This window comes from Actinomycetota bacterium, from assembly GCA_035640355.1.
Lineage (GTDB): Bacteria > Actinomycetota > UBA4738 > UBA4738 > HRBIN12 > CALGFI01.
Genome location: DASQWI010000018.1, coordinates 76011 through 97120, shown reverse-complemented (window position 1 = coordinate 97120; position 21110 = coordinate 76011). Strand labels below are relative to the sequence as shown.

Here is a 21110-nt window from a genome sequence, read left to right as displayed (position 1 = left end):
GACGTGCTCGGCCCGCGCGCGCTGAACCGCGCGCTGCTCGACCGGCAGATGCTGTTGCGCCGCCGTCGGATCCGGTCGCTCGACGCCGTCGAACGTCTCGTTGCGTTGCAGGCGCAGGTTCCTCGAGACCCCTACGTCGCGTTGTGGACGCGCGTCGACGGCTTCCGCGCCGAAACCCTGTCGGACGCAATGGCGGATCGTCGCGCCGTGCGGATGACGCTGCTCCGGGGGACGCTGCACACCGTCACCGCGCGAGATGCGCTGGCGCTTCGATCGCTCATCCAGCCGGCGATCGAGAAGGTCGTCTTCGGCTCGAGCCCACTGAGAACGCTCCTCCGGGCAGGGATGGATCTCGACGAGGGCGTCGGGTTCATGAACACGCTGCTCCAGGAGTCACCGAAGACGCGGGCCGAGCTCGTGCAAGCGATCGCGGAGCGGTGGCCGGACGTCGACTCAGATTCGCTCGGCTACGCGATGTACGTCATCCCCACGGTTCAGACGACACCGCGGGGACTGTGGAACCGGAGCGGCGCATCGAGGTTCACGACGGTCGAGGCCTGGTTGGGTCGTCCGGTCGACGAGCGCAGCGACCTCGACGCGTTGATCCGGCGGTATCTGGCGGCATTCGGGCCCGCCACCGTGGCGGATGCGCAGTACTGGTCCGGATTGACCCGACTCGGCGTCGCGTTCGAGCAGATGCGGTCGTCGCTTCGGACCTTCGTCGACGAGAACGGCCGTGAGCTGTTCGACCTTCCGAGCGCTCGGCGACCGAACGTCGACACACCGGCTCCCGTGCGGTTCCTCCCCGAATACGACAACGTGGTGATCGGCCACAAGGACCGGACCCGGATCGTCGGGCCGGGAACCGCCCGCTGGACGGAGGTCGGATGGGGCATCGTCCTCGTCGGCGGGCTCACCTCAGCGCGATGGATCCTCGAGCGGGAACGCGATGCGGCGACGCTTCGCATCGAGCCGTTCCGCCGGCTCACACGCGGTGAACGCGCCGAGGTCGCGGACGAGGGCGACCGGCTCGCGGGGTTCCTCACCGACGGCCAGCGGACGCATGACGTTCGCATCGCTGCGCCGGCCTAGCGGCTCCGGCTATCGTGCTCCGTCATGGAAACCTGGGATGCTCTTCGAGCACGCCGGAACGTGCGACGGTACGCGGACCGCGCGATCGAGGAGAAGGACCTCGACCGCATCCTCGAGGCAGCGCGCCGAGCGCCGTCGTCGATGAACGGACAGCCGTGGGACTTCGTCGTCGTCACCGACCGCGAGCGGCTGCAGCAACTTGCCGACATCTGGAAGTACGCATCGCACGTCGCTTACTCGGCGGCGACCGTGGCGCTCGTCGTGCCGGTGACCGAGCCGGGCGAGGACCGCGACCTCATCAACTACGACCTCGGCCAGGCGACGATGTCGATCATGCTCGCCGCGGCTGATCTGGGGATCGGGAGCGGCCACGCGTCCGTCGGCGATCAGGACCTGGCCCGGCGGATCCTCGACCTTCCGGCCGATCGGGAGTGCCCGGTGCTCGTGGCGCTGGGCTACCCGGACGACCGGCCGCTCAGCCCGATCTCTCGGCCGAACCGGCGCGCCACCGTTGACGTCGTGCACAAGGAGACGTGGTAGAGGCGGTTGACTTAAGACCTTCCGCGGGCGGGGCCGTCACAACACTCGTAAGCTCCGGGCCGTGACGAGCTTCGCAACGCCCGAGGACGAATGGCGGGAGTTCCTTCGAGGAACCCATCCGCACCTCCAGCACAAAAGTCCTCTTCGATTCATGCCGTCGAATCCCCGATGCAAGCTCTGCAAGGCGCCGTTCAGCGCGCCGGGCGCGCTCATCCTTCGCCGGTACGGCTTCACCCCGTGGGAGAAGAACCCGAACATCTGCGGCCGGTGTTTCCGCGGTATCGCGACTCAGGCGAAGGCGTGTCCGGCCCCAGACGACGCGAGCGACGTCCGGGGCGCAGACGTCGAGGTGTCGATGTTGTTCGCCGACGTCCGCGGGTCGAGCAAGCTCGCGCGAGAGATGCCCGTGTTCGAGTTCACACGTCTGATGAATCGCTTCTACAAGGTGTCGCGGGAAGTGCTCGTCGAGCACGACGCGATCATCGAGAAGTTCGTGGGCGATGCGGTCGTCGGCTTGTTCGTGCCGTTCCTCGCCGGTGGTGACCACGCACGGAAGGCGTTCGAAGCCGCCGATGCGCTGCTTCGGGCGACCGGACACGGCTCGGCCGATGCGCCGTGGGTCCCGCTCGGAGCCGGCGTCCACACTGGGACGGCCTTCGTGGGGATCGTCGGCTCCGCAAACGCGAGCGACTTCACGGCGCTCGGCGACCCGGTGAACATCGCCGCACACCTGGCATCGCAGGCGGCGATCGGAGAGATCCTCATCACGACGGAAGCGGCCGCGGCGGCATCACTTCCCGGCGATGGATTCGAGCGCCGGAGCGTTTTGCTGAAGGGTCACCCGATGGACGCGCTCGTCGTTGGTCCGACCGCCGAAGTGCCGTAGCTCACTCGCCGGACTCCAGACCGCGTTCGGCAAGGCGGTACGCGAGGACGCGCATCACGCCCATCGCGACGGTCGGACGCTCCCTGAGCATGCTCTCGAACTCCCGGTGTCGCAGGCGGATCGTTCGGACGGGTCCGTCTGCGACGAGCGTCGCCACTCGCGGCGTCTGCGTGATGATGGACATCTCGCCGACCACATCGCCGGCCATCCGCCGCGCGAGCTCGCGCTCGGATCCTTCGCGGTCCTTGACTACACGGATCGTGCCGTCGACGATGATGTAGAGGTCCTCGCCGAGCTCTCCCTCGGCCGCAATAACCTCGCTGTCGGCGTAGCCCCGTTCTTCAGCCAGCCGCGCGACGCGTTCGAGATCCGAAGGAGCGAGGTCCGCGAAGAGCGTCACCTTGCGCAGGAACAGGACGCGCTCGATGATCGAGATCGCGGCAACGGGCTCCGGCATCGTTCGACCTCCTTCGCGCGCGACACGGACGTGCTCGGCGCATCGTCTGATGAACTCGTCCTCGTCGTCGAGCGCACGTGAAAGCCCGCCACTGCTCCGGTGACCGGTACCGGGCGATTCCCACAGGGCGATCAGTGGTCGGACCAGCGCCGGATCGGCCGCGGCGCTCTCGAGGGTCTCGAGCGCGTTCGCCACCTGGCCCGGCCTGCCGTCGAGATTCTCGATCGCCGTCTCCATCTCGGCGCGGCTGCGTGCGACGAGCGTCGCCCCCCACAGTCCCGCGCGTGCGACACGCCTGCCACGGTCGAGCACGGCGTCGCGTAGGAGTCGACCGGCCTCGTCCGCGTCGGAGATGGAGGCGGCGAGCTCGCGGTCCGCGGACGAGTGCGCCGCGAGCCGACGGACGAACTCCTGCGTTCGATCGTCGCCCTTCGGCATCGCACGAACGGCCTCGATGGCTCCATCAGCCGTTCGCTGATCCTCGAGCGCTGCGAGGACCCGGTCGAACGCGGGACCTTCCGCCGACCCGAGCGCCCGCCCCGCTGCGCGTCGAACGATCGGGCTCGGGTCGCCGATCGCTGCGAGAGCGTGATCGACTACGAGGGACGGCGCTGCATCGGCCAGCACGTCGAGCGCGGCGGCACGTACCTCCTCGTCCGGGTCGGACAGGCGCTCCACCGCGAGCGTCGCGGCGCGGTCGGCCGGCGCGAGAGCTAGCTGCTCGGTGGCGGCATGACGAGTGGCGGCATCCGGATTGGAGAGCAGTTCGGCCAGGCGCGTCTCGGAACGCGGCTCGTCGCGGAGGTCGAGCGCGCGCACGGCCGCCGCGGCCGCCACCGCCGCGTCGGCGTCGCCGATCATCGAGACGAGCGCTTCCCGGCCAGAAGAAGTCGAAGACTCGAGCGCACGTACCGCGGCGAGGCGAACGATGGGGTCGTCGTCCCCAACGCCGTCGAGGACGGCGTCGTGGCGGACGTCCACGGGGAGATCCGCGATGGCTTGATAGGCGAGCCGGCGTTCGCGCATATCCGCCGAGTGCAGCGCGCCCTCCAGCACCCGCGCCGCGTCGGCGTCCACGTCGAGCGGGACCGGCCCGCTGCGCGCTGACGGTTCGAACACCTGAGGACGACCCGCGCGGAGCGCGTCGCCGAGCGCGCCCGCATACGACCGGCGGATGGCGACGGTAGCGATCGTCGTGGCGATCGCGGCGATGAGTCCGATCAGCGCGAACTGCCGAGGCGTGAGCGCGTTCTCGCCGACGAGCGCCACGACGCCCGCGATCACCGTCCCCACCTGCGTCGGTCCGCCGTTGAGGAACGCCCGCGTCTGGTCGCGAGTGGACTCGGGGATGACGTTGTTCAGCGTCTCCCAGGCCGGCGAGGCGACGCCCTGCAACCACAAACCAATCACGAACCGCAGCGCAACGAGGGTCACGAACCCGGACGAGATCAGCAGTACGCCGAAGGCGCCCGTGTACAGCACCGGCAACACGATCACCATCGCGGCCACGCCGAACCAAGCGATCAGACGGTTGGCCCCAAACATCGACGCGACGAACGCAGCGCCCGTGACCCCCGCCCAGAACAGCCCGAAGAAGCCGGCGAGGTCGTCGGCGTCGCGGAACCGCTCCGCCGCAGCGCGGGCGTACGGCAGATACAGGGAGTAGTACAGGACCGAGAACAGCACCGCGGCAACCGTCATCCACACGAGCAGGCGAGATCGACGGACGAATACGAACGCAGACGTCAGGTCCCCCAAGGCAGATCGCCGGCGTTCGGTCCGGCGTCTCGGAGGTCCGGCCGGGGGCGGGCCCAGTATCGAACGGGACACCAGGAACGCGACGACGAGTCCTCCGGTCCACACGAGTGGCAGGTTCGTGGCGCCGAGCGCGGCGGCGATCGGCTTCGTCACCAAACCCCCGATCACCGACCCGAGGATCCCGCCGGCCGCGAAGATCGGGAACAGCCGCTTCGCCTGACGCGTATCGACGACCATGCCGGCGATTCCCCAGACCGCGATGCTGACGACGAGCGTCGCGATCGCGACCGTGATCCACAGAGCCGTGTAGATCCAGTCGGCGCCTGACGCCAGCGCGGCCCGCTCGGCTCCCAAGACCGCGGCGAGCGAGAGCGGCGCCGCGAGGTAGGCACGGCGATGCCCGATCCGCGCCAGCGTGCCGGTGAGGGCCAGCATGACGACGAACGTCGTGCCCCCTTGGAGCAGGTAGACGTAGGGCAGCGAATCTGCGCCGACATGTTCGAAGAACAATGCGCTGATCCCGCTCTCGCCGATCGAGAGCGACGCCGTCGACACGAACGCCAGTCCGACCATCAATGCGGTGATTCGGCCCTCGCCGGGTCGGACGCGCAGCACACGAGCGACGAAGGCCATGGAGGGAATGTCTACTCGTTTAAGGGGTCATGTGCCGACCGCACGGAAGATCGTCACGGGTCTTGCGATGCCCTTGAGGTCGAACTCACCCACCTCGTGCAGCGCGAACCCGTCCGACTCGACGTTCCGGGCCAGATCCTCGCCGACGAAGACGTCGCCGGCATTCGCTTTCGCGGCGATACGCGCGGCGATGTTCACCGTGCGGCCGAAGTAGTCACCTTCGTCGTAGATCATCGGCCCGGCGTTCACGCCGATGTGCGCGGGCGGAAGGCCACGCGGCTGGACGCCGCCCACGATGTCGAGGGACGCGCGCACCGCGTCGGCCGGATCGCGGAAGTGGAAGTGCACGCCGTCGCCGAGCATCTTGACCACGTCGCCGCGGTGAGCGGCCGCCACCTCGTTGACGAACTGGGCGAGCTCGAGCGACACGGCGGCGGCCCGTTCGTCGCCCGCCTCCTCGGTCAGTCGCGTGTAGCCCGTGAGATCGGCGAACGCCGCGGCCTCGTCGCCGCGTGGGGGTCGCACGCGTACGCCGGCCTCGTCGAGGGCGGCCTCGACGTGCTCGAACTGATGCTCCGTGAGGAAGACCTCGGCGTGGCGCCGGGTAAGCCAGCCGAGCATCTGTTCACCGGAGTGGCCCATGCGCAACCCGACGTCGCGGATGGCCGCCTCGAACGCCTCGTTGTCGCGCAGGCCGCGACGCCTGAACCGCTCCTCGACCGTGTTGTGGAAGTAGTGGTCTTGGAACTGTGCCACCCGCCTGGCGCTGTCGCCCCACACGCGGACCGCGCGAAGGACCTCCCCCTCGTCGAGTCCCGCGCCGAAGAGCACGGGGATCGCCTTCAGCATCGGGAGATCTTCTTCCCGGACGCGTTCGTCCGGCTCGGGTCGCGGGAGTCCGAACGCGACATAGATCCGCTGGATCGTCTCCACGGCGATCCCTGTATCGATGGCGAGTCGCTCGAACCTGACGTCCGAGCGGGGAAACCTCCTGCCCGCGCTCTCGAGGTAGCCGAGCGTGAGATGACCAGACCCGAGCGCCGCCGCGAGGGTCTCGGGGTCGATGCCTTTGGCTTCGAGGTCGCGGACCACTCGAACGCGCATGACGTCTCGCCTTCGGAACGCTCCATCCTCGAGCGAGAGGATCCCGAGGCCAACGAGCCGCCGGATCGTCTCGATGCTCGCGCCGGCGCGCTCGGCCAGCTCGTCCTCCGTGATGGAGTCGCGTCCGGCGCTCAACGATCCTCAGGCCGCGTACGAAGCAGGGTCCGAGACGAACGAGTCGCGGCACGCCTCCGAGCAGAAGAAGTACGTCCGTCCCTCGTACTCGGCGGTCGCCGCAGCGTCGTCCTCGTCGATTCGCATCCCGCACACGGGATCTGTGACCATCGCCACGGAGTCTCCTCGGGCCAGGTGGTGTCTGCGATGCTACCCACGTGGACGAATCCATCCACATCGCGCTGCGGGACGTGATCCCGGACGACCTGCCGGTCTTCTTCGAGCATCAGCGCGAGCCGGAGGCGAACGAGATGGCCGCGTTCCCGCCACGCGAGCGCGACGCGTTCACGGCGCACTGGGACAAGATCCTTCCGGATGACACCAAGATCACGAAGACCGTGTTGGCCGACGGCCGCGTCGCAGGCAACATCGGGAGCTGGGAGGAACACGACCGCCGCGAGGTCGGCTACTGGATCGGCAAGGAGTTCTGGGGCCGGGGCGTAGCCACGGCGGCGTTGCGCCTGTTCCTCGACCTCGTCACGACGCGGCCGCTGTACGCGTACGCGGCGAAACGCAACGTAGCGTCGATCCGCGTCCTCGAGAAGTGCGGGTTCACCCCCGCACCGATCGAAGACGGGGACGACGACGAGGTCCTGTTGAAGCTCGAGGCGTGACGATCAGCCGAGCGCTTCGTGGCGCTCGCGTTCGTCCTCTCGCACGTCGACCCGGTCGGGCGCCTCGTCGCGCGGCCCCTCGCGGAGGCCCTGGTTCTCGCGTTCGAGCGTCCGTACCCGACGACGAAGCGTGCGGCGACGGTCGTGGCTCCCTCGCGCAATGGCGAAACCAAGGAATACGAACGCGATCGCGAGCGCGCCGATGACGGCGGCCGCGACCACGAGCTGTGTCTCCCCGAGCGTGAACGTCCCGCCAAACAGCTCGAACGTGCGTTCCGGCGAGCCGACGACGTCGTTCTCGATGGCGAAGTCGACGACCACACCCGTGATGAGCAAGCCAATCAGAACGAATACGAGACCCATGAACGCACCTCCCTCTGCCGGTGGGGCGTACCCGCAGCGCGAACGGCTGAAACGCCCGCGTCGGGTCCGCTAGATCCGAAGCGGCTTGGGGCGCGCCATCACGACGTCCGGGTCGGTCCAGTCTGCGCCGGGAACGTCGACGTACAGCTCGATCTCGTTCCCGTCGGGATCCGCGATGTACACGCTGTGGGTCATGCCGTGGTCAGCGCTCCCGCCGACGGCAACGCCGGCGCCCTCGAGCTTTCGAAGCATGGCGACGAGGTCCTCGTCGCTGTCGCCGACCTTGAGGCCGAAGTGGTACAGCCCGACGCGTCGTCCCGGCGGGATCGGCGCCGCGTCGGCTCCGACCTCGATCAGCAACAGCTCGTGGTGCGTCCTGCCGCCAGAGAACATCGCCCCGGGGAAACCGATGGCGCCTGTCTGTTCAGCGAAGATTTGCCGCCAGCCGAGAGCGTCGCGGTAGAAGCGGATCGATCGCTCGAGATCACGCACGTACAGGACGACGTGACCGAGCTCCTTCACACCAGGTTCGTTCGACATGGCGCCAGGCTAGCCGCTCCGGGGCCTATGCCCGAACGAGCCGGTAGACCTGGCCGGACAACGAGAGGACGTAGAGCTCGCCGTCGGCGTCCTCACCGAACGACGAGAGGTTCTGAACGACCGGGCCGAGATCTCGGTGCTCCACGGCTCGGCCGTTTCGCACGGTAAAGGCTTGGAGACGACCGTTGCAGAAGTCGCCGAACACATATGCGCCGGCGAGCTCGGGGATGTCGGTGCCGCGGTAGACGTAGCCACCGGTCACCGCGCAGCCATCCGACGTCGGGTACTCGAAGATCGGCGGAACGGTGTCGTCGGGCGGCTCGGCGCCCTCGAACGCGAGTGTGCCCTCCAGTCGGTTCCATCCGAAGTTCAATCCGCCGGGCGACCCCGCGGGTTCGAGATCGATCTCCTCACGCGATCCCTGTCCGACGTCGCCGATCCACAGGTCGCCGGTTTCGCGGTCGAACGAGTACCTCCAGGGGTTCCGAAGTCCGTATGCCCAGATCTCCGGGCGCGCGTCGTCCCGGCCGACGAACGGATTGTCACGCGGCACGCCGTACGGTGCGTCGCCGGATGGGCTCGGAGAGATCCGGAGCATCTTGCCGAGCAGCGTCGAGAGCGACTGGCCGTTGCCGAGCGGGTCTCCCCCGCTCCCGCCGTCGCCGAGTCCGATGTACAGGTGGCCGTCCGGACCGAACGCCAGGTTGCCGCCGTTGTGGTTCGAGAACGGTTGCTCCACGAACAGCACCTCTCGTCGCGAGCCCTCGTCGGCGCCGTCCTCGTCGAACGCGAACTCCGTCACGTGCGTGTGGCCCGCGGTGTCTGTGTAGTTGATGTACAGGAACTCGCCGTCCGGCGAGAATGCGATGCCGAGGAGCCCTTGCTCGCCCCCCAGCGATACCTCGCCGGTGATGTCCAGGACGACGCGCGGCTCGGCGCCGTCGGCGTCGAGCGCGACGACCCGCCCGATCTTCTGGGCGATGTAGAGCGCCGGATCTTCCTCGCGGAACGCAAGCGCGAGCGGCTGCGCCAGCACGGCGACCTGCTCGAGCTCGACGCGGGCGTCGCGCGGAGTTTCCGTTTCGGAAGCGCATGCCGCGGCCAGCAGACAGGTCGTTACGAAGAGGACGGCGCGGGCACTTCGCACACGACGAGGCTATCGGCAGCCGGAGGGCGCTACTGGTCCTCCCGCGCGCGACGGATCCCGTTCGCCACGGCGAACACCAACAGGCCCACGACGACCCCCACCGCGGCGGCCGAGGCGATCCACGGGCCCGCCCCGCTCGAAGCGGTGTCCGACCCTCCGCCGGCCAGCTCCGCGGAGATCACCGGCCCATCGGCCGTCGTCGTCTCGACTGCCCCACCTGTGCCCTCGCCGACGACGACCACGCCGACCATCCCCACGTGCCACGTGCACACGTACGGGTACACGCCGGGCTCGGCGAACTCGTACGTCGCCTCGACGTTCCGCTTCAAGGTGTCGTAGCTCCCCCAGATCCCGTTCGCTCCGAGCACGGTGTGTGGCGACCGGTCGAGATTCGTGAACGTGATCGTGTCGCCCGGCTCCGCGCGAAGGATCGTCGGCGTGAAGCAGTAGTCGCTGATCTCGACCTCGGTGCCCGACTCGTCTGTGACCGGTCCGCCGCAGCCGCCACCGCCGCTCGCACCGGCGACACCCGGCACGAGCGCGAATCCCGCGACGACGCCGAACGCGAACACCAAGGACACCGTTCGGCGGAACGTGCGCGCTCGCATGGGCAACCTCCCTCTTCCGTACCGAGGAGATGACCTTCCGAGGAGATGACCGGACCGAGCCGCCGATGGTTCCGGACGGATATGACTAGTCGGTCGGCGCGAAGTGGCGCCGGCACCGTGCCTGGTACTTCTCGCTCCCGCCGACGTGCTCGGCGACGAGATCGGTGTCGCCCGCGACGGCGCCCCCGACGCGTTGATGGAACACGGCGTCGGCTCCGCACACGGTGCAGATCGCCGTAAGCTTGTCGACGCTCTCCGCCACGGCCATGAGCGACGGCAGCGGCTCGAACGGCTGGCCGGCGAACGTCACATCAAGGCCCGCGATCACCACGACGATGCCCCGTCGAGCGAGCTCCTCCGCGACGGGAACCAGCTCGGCTCCGAAGAAGTGCGCCTCGTCGATCGCGACGAGGTCGACGAGGGCGTCGGCGTCGCGAGCGATCGCAGACGCCGAAGAGACCGCTCGCGACGGGAAGTCGAGGCCCGCGTGCGACGCGATCCGTCCCTGTCCACGTGTATCCAGCTCATGAGTGAACACCTCGACCCGGCGACCGGCGATCACGGCGCGGCGAACGCGACGGAGCAGCTCCTCCGTCTTGCCGGCGAACATCGGGCCGGCGATCACCTCGAGCCGGCCTGCTCGTTCCTCCACCTGTGCATCATGCCCTTCTCCATGCGCGCCGACCCGGTTCGAGCACCGTTCCGTCGCGCCCGAGTGGCCGTCACGACGACGTTCGCGGTGCACGCCGTCGTCGCCGGCAGCCTCGGGCCGTGGATCCCGCGGCTGAAGGCGCGATCCGATCTCGACGCGGCCGGCCTCGGCCTCGCCCTCACCGGGTTCGCCGCCGGACTTGTTGTCGGAACGCGGTTGGCCGCGCCCGCGATGCGCCGCGCCGGCGGCAGGACTACCGTTCGCGTCGGCGTTCCGTTGCTTGCGGCCGCGTTCGCGCTGCTTCCCCTTGCGCGGGGCCTCCCCTCGCTGTTCGCCGCGTTCTCGGCGCTCGGGCTCGTCAGCGGCCTGCTCGATGTGGCCATGAACGCGGAGGCCGTCGACGTCGAGCGTCGGTACGGACGACGCGTGATGTCGGCGATGCACGGCACGTGGAGCGTGTCGATGCTCGGCGGCGCCGCGTTGGCCTCGGTGTCCGTCGCCGCCGGACTCGACATCGTCGTGTACTTCGCGGCCGTGGCCGCCCTCCTCGCTGGGGCAAGCCTCCCGATCCTTCAATGGCTCCTGTCGCCGCTCGAGGTGCGTGATGAGTTCACCGGTGACGAGGTCACCCCCGATCGAGGCGGGCGCGTCCCGCGCGTCGTGCTGCTGTGCTTGATCGCGTTCGTCGCGTTCATGACCGAGGGCATCGCTGCCGAGTGGAGCGCCGTTTACCTGAACGAGTCAGTCGGCACCACCGTGGGGACGGCCGGACTCGGCGTGGTCTCGTTCGCCGCTGGAATGGCGATTTCTCGGTTCGTCATCGACCGAGCCCTGGATCGGTTCGAGGCGTCGGTGGTGGTTCGCCTCGGCGAGGGCGTCGGCGCCACCGCACTCGGAACGGCTCTGGTCGTGAACACTGCCTGGGTGTCGATCCCCGCGTTCTTCCTGCTCGGGCTCGGCATCGGGCCTGCGGTACCGCTGGCCTTTCGCGCCGCCGGGCGTCTGAGGCTCGACGGCGCTCGAAGCGGGCTCGGCATCGTTCTGACCGCCGGGTACCTCGGCTCCATCCTCGGACCGATCGTCGTCGGGTTCACCGCGGACCGGGTCGGCTATCGGGCCGCGTTCGTCATCCCGGTGTTCGCGTGCGTCATCGTCGCTGCCGTGGCCGGCGCGGTCCGCGAGAGCGGTCGGACCGCCCCGACGACTAGCTCTGCATGATCGGCGACGGCGGCGGAGGCGGCGGGGCCGCGGGTTCGTACGCCATGGCCGTCGACGATCTGCTGCGTGCCGCGACGGCCAGGATGCCAAGTCCCACGACCGAAGCGACGAGCCACGTCACCCCACCGAGGATCGGAACGAGCGCGATCAATCGAAGGATCCCCAGTCCCGCCAGGAACGCCGGAAGCGCCGACTTCGACCGCTTCACGAGCATCCGCCCGAGCGCCTGGGCCCCCGCGACGTAGCCAACGGTATAGAGGAGCGCCAGCGCGAGCAGCACGAACAACCCGAGTGGGATCCCGACGATCGTCACGAGCAACAGCACCGCGACGATCGGGATGAGGAAGAACAAAGCGATCCCGAAACCGATCGAAGCACCCCGGCGGTTCTTGAACGCTCCGGCGATCGCGTCGTCGAGACGGGGCGCGAACAGGAACAGGATCAACCCGAGGACGAGCGTCGAGACCGTGTATCCGATCCACCACGCGATCCGGCCGGGGAACCAGGTGTCCTCGAAGTCGAACTTCGTGGGCACGGCGCCGACCTCTCCGCGAACCGTGGCACCGTCTTCGACCACGGCGTCACTGCGGCTGAAGAGGTCGCCACCCACCTCCGCGCCGGATCGGACGGTGACGCGCCCGTTGAACACGACCACGTCCTCGTTCACGGTTCCGGAGATCTCGGTTCGCCCGTTGAAGACGACGAGGGACTCGGAGACCGTGCCCTCGATCGACACCGGCCCGTTGAACACGACGGCCGTCGTCACGGTCTCTCCGGCCGGAACGACGAGACCACCAGTGATCACCACGTGATCCTTCCCGTCGTCTTCCTGCGCGAGCGCCGGCGCGCCGAATACGAGAAGAACGAATGCGCAGATGAAGCTGAGGATCAGCGAACGGGCGAGCGTCGACACGGCGGCCCCTCCTCCGAGTCTGGGAGCGCTCACCCTATCGCGCCGAAGTGGCGCCCTCCCTCGACACCGGGGATCGCCGCCACGTCGTCGGCGCCTGCCGAAGGGCATTCCGCTCCTATGAACATCCCGTGAACGGCCCTCCGCCGTATCCAAGGCAGGGAAGGGAGGTCCTCATGTCGTTCGACGTGCTCGGCGACGTCAACTACCTGGCGGTTCTCGTCGCTACGATCGCTTGGTTCGTGCTCGGGGCGATCTGGTACGCCCCACCCGTCCTCGGCCGGCCGTGGCAGCGCTCGCTCGGCATCGAGATGCCCGAGGGGTTCCGACCGAACCCACTGATCTTCGTCGTGACCTTCGTCTTCTACTTCGTGACGGCCGTTGCCCTTGCGGCGCTCGCTCGCGCCACGGGATCCGAGACCGTCGGCGAAGGCATAGTGCTGGGGGTCGTGACCGGCGTCGGTCTCGCGCTGATGATCTTCGCGGGAGGAGCCCTCTACGAGCGCAAGCCCGAGCCCGGCGTGTGGTTCGCCATCAGCGGCATCTTCAACGTGATCGCGTACCTGCTCGTCTCGGTGATCGTGACCGTCTGGGACTAGGCCTCTGCACGCATAGGCCGCGTGGTCAGCCGGCGAGGTTCGGGTCGCTCCGGAGGAGCTGTGCGTTGAGGGCCACGACCACCGTGCTCACCGACATCAACAGCGCTCCGACCGCCGGCGCGAGCAGGATCCCGAATGGGGCGAGCACCCCCGCGGCGAGCGGGATGGCGACGACGTTGTAGCCAGTGGCCCAGGCGAGGTTCTGAAGGATCTTGCGGTAGCTCGTCTTCGACAGGCCGACGACCCGCGTCGCGTCGCGCGGGTCGCTTCGGACGAGCACGACGTCCGCAGTCTCGATGGCCACGTCCGTTCCCGCGCCGATCGCGATCCCCACGTCCGCCTGAGCGAGCGCCGGGGCGTCGTTCACGCCGTCGCCGACCATCGCCACGCGGAGGCCCTTGCGCTGCAGCTCCTTCACGCGCTCGGCCTTGTGCTCGGGCAACACCTGCGCGAAGTACTCGTCCAGGCCGAGCTCGCCCGCGACGCTGTTCGCGACGTCCTCGGAGTCTCCCGTGATCATGGCGACGCGGATCCCCACGTCCTTCAGGCGTCGAACAGCCTCGCGAGACTCCGGGCGGATCACGTCCGCCAGCGCGATGGCCCCGATCACCCGGCCATCCTCGATGACGTGCACGACGGTCCTTCCTTCCGAGGCCCACTTCCCGGCGCGCGCGTCGAGATCGCCGTCGACCGTGATGCCGAGGCCGTCGAGCAGGCTGGGGCCGCCGGCGTACGCGTCGTGGCCGTCGACGATGGCACGCACTCCTCGTCCCTTCAGCGCCTCGAAGTTCGAGACCGTCGTCGGCTTCACGCCGCGGCTCGAGGCCTCCTCGATGATCGCTCGCCCCAGCGGATGCTCGCTCCCTTGCTCCAGACCGGCCGCCAAGGCGAGGACGCTCTCGTCGGAGCTCGCGCCGTCCGACGCAATGCCGACGACGCCGATCTCGCCGCGCGTGAGCGTTCCCGTCTTGTCGAACACCATGACGTCGAGCTCGCGCGCGTTCTCGAGGGCCAGGCGGTTTCGAACGAGCAGCCCGCTCCGCGCGGCGAGCGTCGTGGAGATGGCGATGACGAGGGGAACGGCCAGACCGAGCGCGTGCGGACACGCGATGACGACGACGGTGACGGCGCGCTCTGCGACGAAATCGCCGCTTCGGTCGGCAAGCAGCCACGCAACGGTCGTGATGAGACCGGCGGCGATGGCCACGAACGTGAGGACCATCGCGGCGCGATCGGCGATGTCCTGCGCTCGCGACTTCGATGCCTGCGCCTCCTCGACGAGCCTCACGATGCCGGCGAGCGCCGTCTCCTCGCCGATGCGCGTGACGCGGATCCGGAGCGCTCCCGAACCGTTGACCGTGCCGGCGATCGCGTGGGCACCCGGACGCTTGCCCACGGGCCTCGACTCTCCCGTGAACGAGGACTCGTCCACGTCGGACTCGCCGTCGACGACCTCACCGTCCGCGGGGATGCGGCCGCCCGGTCGCACGAGCACGACATCGCCCTGTCGGAGCTCGGAGACGGCGACCTCCTCGGTTCGGTCACCGTTGATGCGTTCGGCTGTGTCGGGCAGGAGCTTCGCCAGCTCCGACAGCGCGCCCTCCGCCCGCCCGACGGCGCGCATCTCGATCCAGTGACCGAGCAGCATGATGTCCACGAGCGTCGCGAGCTCCCAGTAGAAGCCCTCGCCCTCGACCCAGAAGGTCGTCGCGACGCTGTAGAGGTAGGCCGCGGTGATGCCCACCGAGACGAGCGTCATCATGCCGGGAAGCCGCGCCTTGATCTCGTGCGTTGCGGAGCGGAGGAAGACCGAGCCGCCGTAGAGGTAGATCGCCGTCGCCAGAACGAACGACACGGCCTCGCCGCCGGGAAGGTCCGGCGCCGTCAGGCCGAACAGGTCCCACAGGCCCTCCGCATACAGAAGGACCGGGATCGTCAGGACGAGGCAGACCCAGAACCGGGTCCGGAACATCTCGATGGAGTGACCGGCGTGACGGTCGTGCCCGCCGTGGCCAGCGTGCGGGCCCTCCTCCATCGCGTGCTCGGCATCCTGGCCGGCGTGCGTCTCGTGGCCGGCGTGCATCTCGTGGCCGGCGTGCATCTCGTGGCCGGCGTGCTTGTCGTGACCCGCGTGCTCGACAGGGGCGGTTGTGGGCACGTGCGCAGCGTGGTCGTCGTGGTCCGTCGAGTGATCCGGCGCCGGGTGGTGCTCGTGATCTCGGCCCATGCTCCTTCGAACCTAGCGCAGTCGTCCGGTGTTCCTCATCACGCGGACGGCGAGCCTCACCTGCTACCGTTACGACTGAGGGCACCAATCGCGGTTTTCCAGCTACGAGCAGTCCCTCAGCCGGCCGTCACGCCGGTGCCGCGAAGGGCAGGACGAAGGCCCGGACGGCGAAAGGAAGGAGGGATCGCACGTGGCAACAGGTACCGTGAAGTGGTTCAGCCCCGAGAAGGGGTTCGGCTTCATCACTCCGGAAGATGGCAGCGCGGATGTGTTCGTTCATTTCAGCGCGATCACCGGAGAGGGCTACCGAAACCTCGAGGAGAACCAGCGGGTCGAGTACGACGTGACTGCAGGGCAGAAGGGCCCGCAGGCCGCAAACGTCCGAGCCGTCTGAAATCTTCACCGATGAATACATGAAGGGTCCGGCGCGAAGCGCCGGACCCTTCACTCTGTTCTCGCTCTCGACGACTGAAAAAGGGGACGCATGACGAGTCGCGGCAGCACGGCATCATGGTGAGGCAATCGTCCCGCACGAGCTTTGGACCGCCGACCGGAACCAGGGACTCTCCCGCCCAAGGCGGACGGGGGCGTGCGTGCGCCCACGAGGGGTGCACGACGATCCTGTCGGTGTACAACACCGCCACCTCGTGCTGGCTTCACACGCAGCCCTCCATGCGCCCTCCCCTCTCGCGAACCTAGACGGCAACGCCGCTCGGAGACGTCCTCGTTACGCTTGAGCCGTGACGTTCGCTCCGAACGACCTCGCGTTCATCGCCGATCCGTACCCCGCGTACGCCGAGCTCCGAGACACCGCGCCGGTCCTGTACGACGAGGCGACCGACCACTGGCTCGTCTCGCGGTACGAGGACGTCAACTCGCTTCTCCGCGACCGGCGATTCGGCCGCACCTACCACCACATCGCCACGCATACCGAGATGGGGCGTCCCGACGAACCCGAATGGCACGGGCCGTTCTGGAACCTGATCCGCGCGGGCATCCTCGACATGGAGCCGCCCGACCACACACGGGTTCGGCGCCTGGTCGCCAAAGCGTTCACGCCTCGCTACGTCGAGGGGCTCCGTCCGATGGTGCAACGCGTGATGGACGCGCTCGTCGACGGCGTCGACGGCATGGACGAGTTCGACATGCTGCCGACCGTCGCCGAGCCGCTGCCGGTGACGGTCATCGCGGAGATGCTCGGCGTGCCCGAGGCGGATCGGCACCACCTTCGCCCGTGGTCGGCGGACATCTGCAAGATGTACGAGCTCAATCCGCCGCTCGAGTCACAACGCGATGCGGTGCGGGCGAGCACGGAGTTCTCCGACTACCTCCGCGACCTGTCACGTGTCCGACGGCGCGAACCGCGCGACGATCTCATCTCCGCGTTGACGCAGGTCGTCGACGAGGGCGAGAAGCTCACCGAGGACGAGCTGATCGGGACGTGCGTCCTCATCCTCAACGCCGGGCACGAGGCCACCGTCAACTCGACGTTGATCGGCTGGTGGACGCTGTTCCGTCATCCCGAACGGTTGAAGGAGCTCCGCGAGGACCGCTCGTTGCTCCCCACCGCGGTCGAGGAGCTCCTACGGTTCGACACGCCGCTGCAGATGTTCGAGCGGTGGGTGCTCGAACCGTTCGAGCTCCACGGCTACGAGATCCCCCGCGGTGCGGAGCTCGGCCTGCTGTTCGGGTCGGCGAACCGGGATCCGAGCGTGTTCGGCCAGCCCGACGAGCTCGACCTGGCGCGCGAGCCGAACCCGCACGTCACGTTCGGCAACGGCATCCACTTCTGCCTCGGAGCGCCGCTCGGGCGGCTGGAGCTTCAGGTCTCGTTCGCCACGCTGATGGATCGGTTCCCCGACCTCGAACTCGTCGAGGAACCGGCGTGGAAGCCGAACTACATCATCCGCGGGCTCGCCGGCCTTCGCGTTCGTCCATAGCGTCAGTCGTCGCCGAACCGTTTCGTCTCCGGCGCCTCGACGAGGATCGTCACGGCGCGTTCGTCCGCCGCCACTTTGTGTTCCGCTCCGCGGAGCACGACGAACAGGTCACCAGCGCGCATTTCGACAACTTGGCCACCTTCGATCTCGATGCGGAACCTTCCCTCCCAGCACAGGAACAGCTCGTCGTCCCGGTGATGGTGCCACGGCGTCTCCCCGTCGATGACTGCGAGTCGAACGACCGAGTCGTTCAGCGTTGCGATGTCCCGCGGTTCGAACGGTCGAGCCGTGGCCGCGGCCACTGCTGGGATCGAAGTGGTTCCGGCACCGGTCATGGAACACCTCCTGAAGCGAATGCCCATAGCATGGCCCCGTCGCGCCGACGAGGGAGGGGCGGTTGCTCGCACTCACGACCTACACGTTCTTCAAGTTCCTGCACGTGCTCATGGCGATCGTCGCCGTCGGGTTCAACGCGACCTACGGGATCTGGCTCGCGCGCGCCGCGGGAGAACCGGAGCATCAGCTGCACGTCCTGCGCGGGATCAAGGTGCTCGACGACCGGTTCGCAAAACCCCGCGTATGCGCTCCTGCTCGTGACCGGGTTGGTGATGGTATGGGTGGGCGATCTCGAGCTGACGCAGTTCTGGCTCGCGGGCGGTCTGACGCTCTACGTAGTGGCCGTCGTGCTCGGTTTGTTCGTGTATACCCCGACGCTGAGGCGACAGATCCAGGCGATCCAAACCGGGGATGCGGCGGAGCTGCAGCGGCTGTCCGCTCGCGGGACCGCCGTCGGGGTCGCGATCGCCGTGGACGTGGTCGTCATCGTCTTCCTGATGGTCACCAAGCCCACGCCGTAGACCACTGTCAGTGCGCTCCGTGCGCACGCCGGTTCGGACGCGGACCCGACGGGTAGGCTCTCTAGCGGTCGTTGTTCAGGAGAGGAGGCCCGATCATGAGTGTGGGCACAACTGTGAAGTGGGTAGGCAGGAGCGCCCGCGATCGAGCAGAGGTCGTTGGTCATCAGCTGAAGGATCGCGCGCTCGAGAAGCGGCTGGAGCGCTCGCACGAAGAAGCCGAGCGACTCCGCCGCGAGAACGACATGCTTCGCGACGAGGTCGCGGAGTCCCGGACCGAGCACAAGAAGATGTTCGACCTGCTCGATCGGAGGCTCGACGTGCTCGAAGACGTCGAGGTCGAAAAGAAGAAGAAGTCGCACAAGGGCCGGTGGTTCTTGTTCCTCGTCACCCTCGGCGGCGGCGCATACGCGTGGATGCGCATGCGCGCGACCGGCAGCAGCACCGGCGAGTGGAGCGGAACGACCACGTACCCGACCGCGACCGAGACGAGCGCCTCGACCCCGTAGCGATCCTGATCGATAACCGAGCGGCCCTTCGCCGCCTCGATCGTCGGAGTACCAGGCCGGCGAGCAGGTAGCGAGGGGCCGTTCGCTATCCTCGCCCCCATGCCCCTGTACCGGCTCCGCGACGTCGATGAGCCCCTCGAATCTCCGGTGATCGTGGCGGCGTTCGACGGCTGGATCGACGCCGGCGGCGCATCGACGGCGGCGGCGGACCACATCGCGGGAAAGAACGAACCGATCGTGACGTTCTCGTCCGATCTTCTCTACGACTACCGCTCCCGACGGCCCGTCCTCGACATCGTGGACGGGACGCTCACCGAGCTCACCTGGCCGGACCTGACGATGAAGCGCGTGCATGTCGACGAGCGCGACGTGTTGATCCTCACCGGACCCGAGCCCGATTTCCGGTGGCGCGAGCTCGGTGCGGACATCCTCGAAGTCGCAACGACGCTCGGTGTCGTGGAGTGGGTGAGCATCGGCGCGATCCCAGCGGCGGTTCCGCACACCCGTCCCGTCCCCATCCTGGCTACGGCGTCCAAGCCCGGACTTCTGCGTGACAACGAACGGCAGGGCCCCGACGGCCTCCTTCGCGTCCCGTCAGCGGCGCTGTCGACGATCGAGATGGCGGTGACCGGCGGGGGAATCCCGGCAGTCGGGTTCTACGCGCAGGTCCCCCACTACGTTGGCGGAGCCTATCCAGCTGCAACGATCGCGATCCTGGAGTACGCCCAGCGTCACCTCGGGGTGGCCGTTCCGCTCGGCGGCCTCACCGACGAGGCGCTCGCGCAGCGACAGCGTCTCGACCAGGCCGTCGCGGCCGACGAGGACTCCACGACGTACGTCGCTCGGCTCGAGAGCGTCGTCGACAACGAGGAGCTGCCGACCGGTGACGAGCTGGTGAGTGAGATCGAGCGGTTCCTGCAGCAGCGCGACGGCGGGGCCGGTCAGCCTCCGCTCGGCTGAGTGATCGACCCCGAAGCGCCGCGCCCGAGCCTGCGTCGAAACATCCGGGCGTTGCCGCGCTCGGCGTGGGTGCTGTTCGCCGGGACGCTCGTCAACCGGCTCGGGACGTTCGTCCTTCCGTTCATCACGCTGTACCTGACGGAGAACGGGTTCTCCGCGCCACAGGCCGGTCTTGCGATCGGCGCGTACGGGTTCGGCGGGCTCATCTCGCAGATCGTCGGCGGTCTGCTCGCCGATCGGATCGGTCGTCGGAACGCCATCGCGCTGTCGATGTTCTCGACGGGGGCGCTGACGCTCGCGCTGTGGCAGGCGGAGTCGCTCGCGCTGATCGTCGTGTTGATGGGCGCCATCGGCACGATGGGCGAACTGCATCGCCCCGCGGCCGGTGCGCTGATCGCCGATCTCGTGCCGAGCGAACAGCGCGTGACGGCGTTCACCTTCTTTCGGCTGGCGATCAACGTCGGCTGGGCCGGCGGGCTCGCCCTGGGCGGTCTTCTCGCGGAGCGTTCGTTCGACCTCGTGTTCATCGGCGACGCGGCGACGTCGATCGCCTTCGGCGCGATCTCGCTCGCCCTGCTGCCGCACGGAATTCGAACGAAACGGCACGAGGAGACGCACCTGACGAGTGCTCGCGCATCGATCCTCGCGGACCGAGGGTTCCTGCTGTTCCTCGCTGCCGTGCTCGTCACCGCGGCCGTGTACTCGCAGAACGTGTCGACGCTGCCGCTCCACATCCGCGCGGCCGGGTTCTCGCCGTCGACCTACGGGCTGTTGCAGTCGCTGAACGGGGTCATCATCGTCCTGTTCGAGCTACCGGTCATCTCGTGGACACAACGGCACGATCGGTTCCGGGTCGTGGCCCTCGGCGAGCTGCTGATCGGCGTGGCATTCGCCACGCTCCTGTTCGCGGACACGCTGCCGCTGCTCGTCGCCATGGTCGTGGTGTGGACCGTGGGCGAGATGATCGAGTCACCGGTCGCATCGGCCATCGTCGCCGACCGCGCGCCCATACATGCACGGGGCCGGTATCAATCCGCGTTCGGCTCGATGTTCGGTCTCGCGTGGATCGTCGGGCCGGTGCTCGGCACGTACGCCTACTCGGTGAACGAGGCGATCCTGTGGGCAGCGTGCGGTGCGCTCGGGATTTCGGCCGCCGCGTTCTCCATCGCCGCCGGCCGTCATCCCGCCCCGGTCACACGGGGAACGACCGGCGTGCCGGTCGCCTAGCGAGTTGACGAACCTGAGGATCAAGGGTAGATGTATCGGTTCGATATAGAGAACCGATATATCGAAGCGCAACGTCGACGGCCCACCGTCGACAGGGA

The 21110-nt window shown here is 68.3% G+C and carries 23 protein-coding genes; 12 read left to right on the top strand and 11 right to left on the bottom strand.

Annotation, left to right across the window (positions count from 1 at the left end):
- Nucleotides 1–3: 3 nt before the first annotated feature.
- The 3 genes from VFA08_10260 (at nucleotide 4) to VFA08_10250 (ending at nucleotide 2518) form a co-directional block, all read left to right on the top strand.
- Nucleotides 4–1092, top strand: a complete 1089-nt coding sequence (locus tag VFA08_10260) for a winged helix DNA-binding domain-containing protein (GenBank protein ID HYZ13973.1) — start codon at nucleotides 4–6, stop codon at nucleotides 1090–1092.
- A 24-nt stretch (nucleotides 1093–1116) separates the two neighbouring features.
- On the top strand, nucleotides 1117–1632 hold the full coding sequence (locus tag VFA08_10255; protein HYZ13972.1) for a nitroreductase family protein: 516 nt from the start codon (nucleotides 1117–1119) through the stop codon (nucleotides 1630–1632).
- Between the two features lie 151 nt (nucleotides 1633–1783).
- Entirely contained in the window at nucleotides 1784–2518 is a 735-nt protein-coding gene (locus VFA08_10250; protein HYZ13971.1) for an adenylate/guanylate cyclase domain-containing protein, read from the top strand.
- Between the two features lies 1 nt (nucleotide 2519).
- Here VFA08_10250 and VFA08_10245 read toward each other — a convergent pair whose 3' ends face one another.
- The 3 genes from VFA08_10245 to VFA08_10235 are packed head-to-tail and all read right to left on the bottom strand — an operon-like array spanning nucleotide 2520 to nucleotide 6755.
- Complete coding sequence (locus tag VFA08_10245) at nucleotides 2520–5366, bottom strand: Npt1/Npt2 family nucleotide transporter (protein ID HYZ13970.1); 2847 nt, start codon at nucleotides 5364–5366, stop codon at nucleotides 2520–2522.
- Between the two features lie 27 nt (nucleotides 5367–5393).
- The gene (locus VFA08_10240) at nucleotides 5394–6605 is read right to left on the bottom strand and encodes an adenylate/guanylate cyclase domain-containing protein (GenBank protein ID HYZ13969.1); all 1212 of its coding nucleotides are present in this window, start codon (nucleotides 6603–6605) and stop codon (nucleotides 5394–5396) included.
- Nucleotides 6606–6611: 6 nt separating this feature from the next.
- A complete protein-coding gene (locus VFA08_10235) occupies nucleotides 6612–6755 on the bottom strand; it encodes a YHS domain-containing protein (protein HYZ13968.1) in 144 nt (47 codons plus the stop codon).
- Nucleotides 6756–6802: 47 nt separating this feature from the next.
- On the opposite strand from VFA08_10235, the gene VFA08_10230 reads away from it, so the two are divergent.
- Entirely contained in the window at nucleotides 6803–7258 is a 456-nt protein-coding gene (locus VFA08_10230) for a GNAT family N-acetyltransferase (GenBank protein HYZ13967.1), read from the top strand.
- A gap of 3 nt (nucleotides 7259–7261) precedes the next feature.
- Here the strand turns inward: VFA08_10230 and VFA08_10225 are convergent, their stop codons facing one another.
- From VFA08_10225 to VFA08_10205, 5 genes are all read right to left on the bottom strand, one after another.
- The gene (locus tag VFA08_10225) at nucleotides 7262–7621 is read right to left on the bottom strand and encodes a hypothetical protein (protein HYZ13966.1); all 360 of its coding nucleotides are present in this window, start codon (nucleotides 7619–7621) and stop codon (nucleotides 7262–7264) included.
- A 69-nt stretch (nucleotides 7622–7690) separates the two neighbouring features.
- Nucleotides 7691–8161: a VOC family protein gene (locus tag VFA08_10220; protein HYZ13965.1), complete on the bottom strand. Its 471-nt coding sequence runs from the start codon at nucleotides 8159–8161 to the stop codon at nucleotides 7691–7693.
- A 25-nt stretch (nucleotides 8162–8186) separates the two neighbouring features.
- On the bottom strand, nucleotides 8187–9308 hold the full coding sequence (locus VFA08_10215) for a PQQ-dependent sugar dehydrogenase (GenBank protein ID HYZ13964.1): 1122 nt from the start codon (nucleotides 9306–9308) through the stop codon (nucleotides 8187–8189).
- A 29-nt stretch (nucleotides 9309–9337) separates the two neighbouring features.
- Nucleotides 9338–9916: a plastocyanin/azurin family copper-binding protein gene (locus VFA08_10210; protein ID HYZ13963.1), complete on the bottom strand. Its 579-nt coding sequence runs from the start codon at nucleotides 9914–9916 to the stop codon at nucleotides 9338–9340.
- A gap of 85 nt (nucleotides 9917–10001) precedes the next feature.
- Nucleotides 10002–10568, bottom strand: coding sequence for a thymidine kinase (locus VFA08_10205; GenBank protein HYZ13962.1), 567 nt, complete (start codon nucleotides 10566–10568; stop codon nucleotides 10002–10004).
- A gap of 9 nt (nucleotides 10569–10577) precedes the next feature.
- Here VFA08_10205 and VFA08_10200 point away from each other — a divergent pair, with 9 nt between their 5' ends.
- The gene (locus VFA08_10200) at nucleotides 10578–11786 is read left to right on the top strand and encodes an MFS transporter (GenBank protein ID HYZ13961.1); all 1209 of its coding nucleotides are present in this window, start codon (nucleotides 10578–10580) and stop codon (nucleotides 11784–11786) included.
- Here the strand turns inward: VFA08_10200 and VFA08_10195 are convergent.
- Entirely contained in the window at nucleotides 11773–12699 is a 927-nt protein-coding gene (locus VFA08_10195; GenBank protein HYZ13960.1) for a polymer-forming cytoskeletal protein, read from the bottom strand. The two genes, VFA08_10200 and VFA08_10195, sit on opposite strands and share 14 nt — an antisense overlap.
- Nucleotides 12700–12872: 173 nt before the next feature.
- Between VFA08_10195 and VFA08_10190 the strand changes: the two genes are divergently transcribed.
- Entirely contained in the window at nucleotides 12873–13295 is a 423-nt protein-coding gene (locus VFA08_10190) for a DUF1761 domain-containing protein (protein ID HYZ13959.1), read from the top strand.
- A gap of 25 nt (nucleotides 13296–13320) precedes the next feature.
- Here VFA08_10190 and VFA08_10185 read toward each other — a convergent pair whose 3' ends face one another.
- Nucleotides 13321–15522, bottom strand: coding sequence for a heavy metal translocating P-type ATPase (locus tag VFA08_10185; GenBank protein HYZ13958.1), 2202 nt, complete (start codon nucleotides 15520–15522; stop codon nucleotides 13321–13323).
- A 190-nt stretch (nucleotides 15523–15712) separates the two neighbouring features.
- On the opposite strand from VFA08_10185, the gene VFA08_10180 reads away from it, so the two are divergent.
- Together VFA08_10180 and VFA08_10175 are read left to right on the top strand one after the other, a co-directional pair.
- Nucleotides 15713–15916: a cold-shock protein gene (locus VFA08_10180; protein HYZ13957.1), complete on the top strand. Its 204-nt coding sequence runs from the start codon at nucleotides 15713–15715 to the stop codon at nucleotides 15914–15916.
- Nucleotides 15917–16262: 346 nt separating this feature from the next.
- On the top strand, nucleotides 16263–17462 hold the full coding sequence (locus VFA08_10175; GenBank protein ID HYZ13956.1) for a cytochrome P450: 1200 nt from the start codon (nucleotides 16263–16265) through the stop codon (nucleotides 17460–17462).
- Between the two features lie 2 nt (nucleotides 17463–17464).
- On the opposite strand, the gene VFA08_10170 is transcribed toward VFA08_10175, so the two are convergent.
- Nucleotides 17465–17797, bottom strand: coding sequence for a cupin domain-containing protein (locus VFA08_10170; protein HYZ13955.1), 333 nt, complete (start codon nucleotides 17795–17797; stop codon nucleotides 17465–17467).
- Nucleotides 17798–17827: 30 nt separating this feature from the next.
- Here VFA08_10170 and VFA08_10165 point away from each other — a divergent pair, with 30 nt between their 5' ends.
- The 4 genes from VFA08_10165 (at nucleotide 17828) to VFA08_10150 (ending at nucleotide 21012) form a co-directional block, all read left to right on the top strand.
- Nucleotides 17828–18319, top strand: coding sequence for a DUF2269 family protein (locus tag VFA08_10165; GenBank protein HYZ13954.1), 492 nt, complete (start codon nucleotides 17828–17830; stop codon nucleotides 18317–18319).
- 95 nt (nucleotides 18320–18414) lie between these two features.
- Nucleotides 18415–18825, top strand: a complete 411-nt coding sequence (locus VFA08_10160; GenBank protein HYZ13953.1) for a hypothetical protein — start codon at nucleotides 18415–18417, stop codon at nucleotides 18823–18825.
- A 99-nt stretch (nucleotides 18826–18924) separates the two neighbouring features.
- A complete protein-coding gene (locus VFA08_10155; GenBank protein HYZ13952.1) occupies nucleotides 18925–19785 on the top strand; it encodes a PAC2 family protein in 861 nt (286 codons plus the stop codon).
- The gene (locus VFA08_10150) at nucleotides 19786–21012 is read left to right on the top strand and encodes an MFS transporter (protein ID HYZ13951.1); all 1227 of its coding nucleotides are present in this window, start codon (nucleotides 19786–19788) and stop codon (nucleotides 21010–21012) included.
- Nucleotides 21013–21110 lie beyond the last annotated feature (98 nt).

Excerpts from the sequence above, each read along its gene's own strand:
- VFA08_10170 (HYZ13955.1), bottom strand. The coding sequence starts at position 17,797 with ATGACCGGTGCCGGAACCACTTCGATCCCAGCAGTGGCCGCGGCCACG.
- VFA08_10225 (HYZ13966.1), bottom strand. The coding sequence starts at position 7,621 with ATGGGTCTCGTATTCGTTCTGATTGGCTTGCTCATCACGGGTGTGGTC.
- VFA08_10220 (HYZ13965.1), bottom strand. The coding sequence starts at position 8,161 with ATGTCGAACGAACCTGGTGTGAAGGAGCTCGGTCACGTCGTCCTGTAC.
- VFA08_10185 (HYZ13958.1), bottom strand. The coding sequence starts at position 15,522 with ATGGGCCGAGATCACGAGCACCACCCGGCGCCGGATCACTCGACGGAC.
- VFA08_10200 (HYZ13961.1), top strand. The coding sequence starts at position 10,578 with ATGCCCTTCTCCATGCGCGCCGACCCGGTTCGAGCACCGTTCCGTCGC.
- VFA08_10250 (HYZ13971.1), top strand. The coding sequence starts at position 1,784 with ATGCCGTCGAATCCCCGATGCAAGCTCTGCAAGGCGCCGTTCAGCGCG.
- VFA08_10165 (HYZ13954.1), top strand. The coding sequence starts at position 17,828 with ATGGCCCCGTCGCGCCGACGAGGGAGGGGCGGTTGCTCGCACTCACGA.
- VFA08_10155 (HYZ13952.1), top strand. The coding sequence starts at position 18,925 with ATGCCCCTGTACCGGCTCCGCGACGTCGATGAGCCCCTCGAATCTCCG.
- VFA08_10245 (HYZ13970.1), bottom strand. The coding sequence starts at position 5,366 with ATGGCCTTCGTCGCTCGTGTGCTGCGCGTCCGACCCGGCGAGGGCCGA.
- VFA08_10160 (HYZ13953.1), top strand. The coding sequence starts at position 18,415 with ATGAGTGTGGGCACAACTGTGAAGTGGGTAGGCAGGAGCGCCCGCGAT.
- VFA08_10235 (HYZ13968.1), bottom strand. The coding sequence starts at position 6,755 with ATGGTCACAGATCCCGTGTGCGGGATGCGAATCGACGAGGACGACGCT.
- VFA08_10255 (HYZ13972.1), top strand. The coding sequence starts at position 1,117 with ATGGAAACCTGGGATGCTCTTCGAGCACGCCGGAACGTGCGACGGTAC.
- VFA08_10210 (HYZ13963.1), bottom strand. The coding sequence starts at position 9,916 with ATGCGAGCGCGCACGTTCCGCCGAACGGTGTCCTTGGTGTTCGCGTTC.
- VFA08_10190 (HYZ13959.1), top strand. The coding sequence starts at position 12,873 with ATGTCGTTCGACGTGCTCGGCGACGTCAACTACCTGGCGGTTCTCGTC.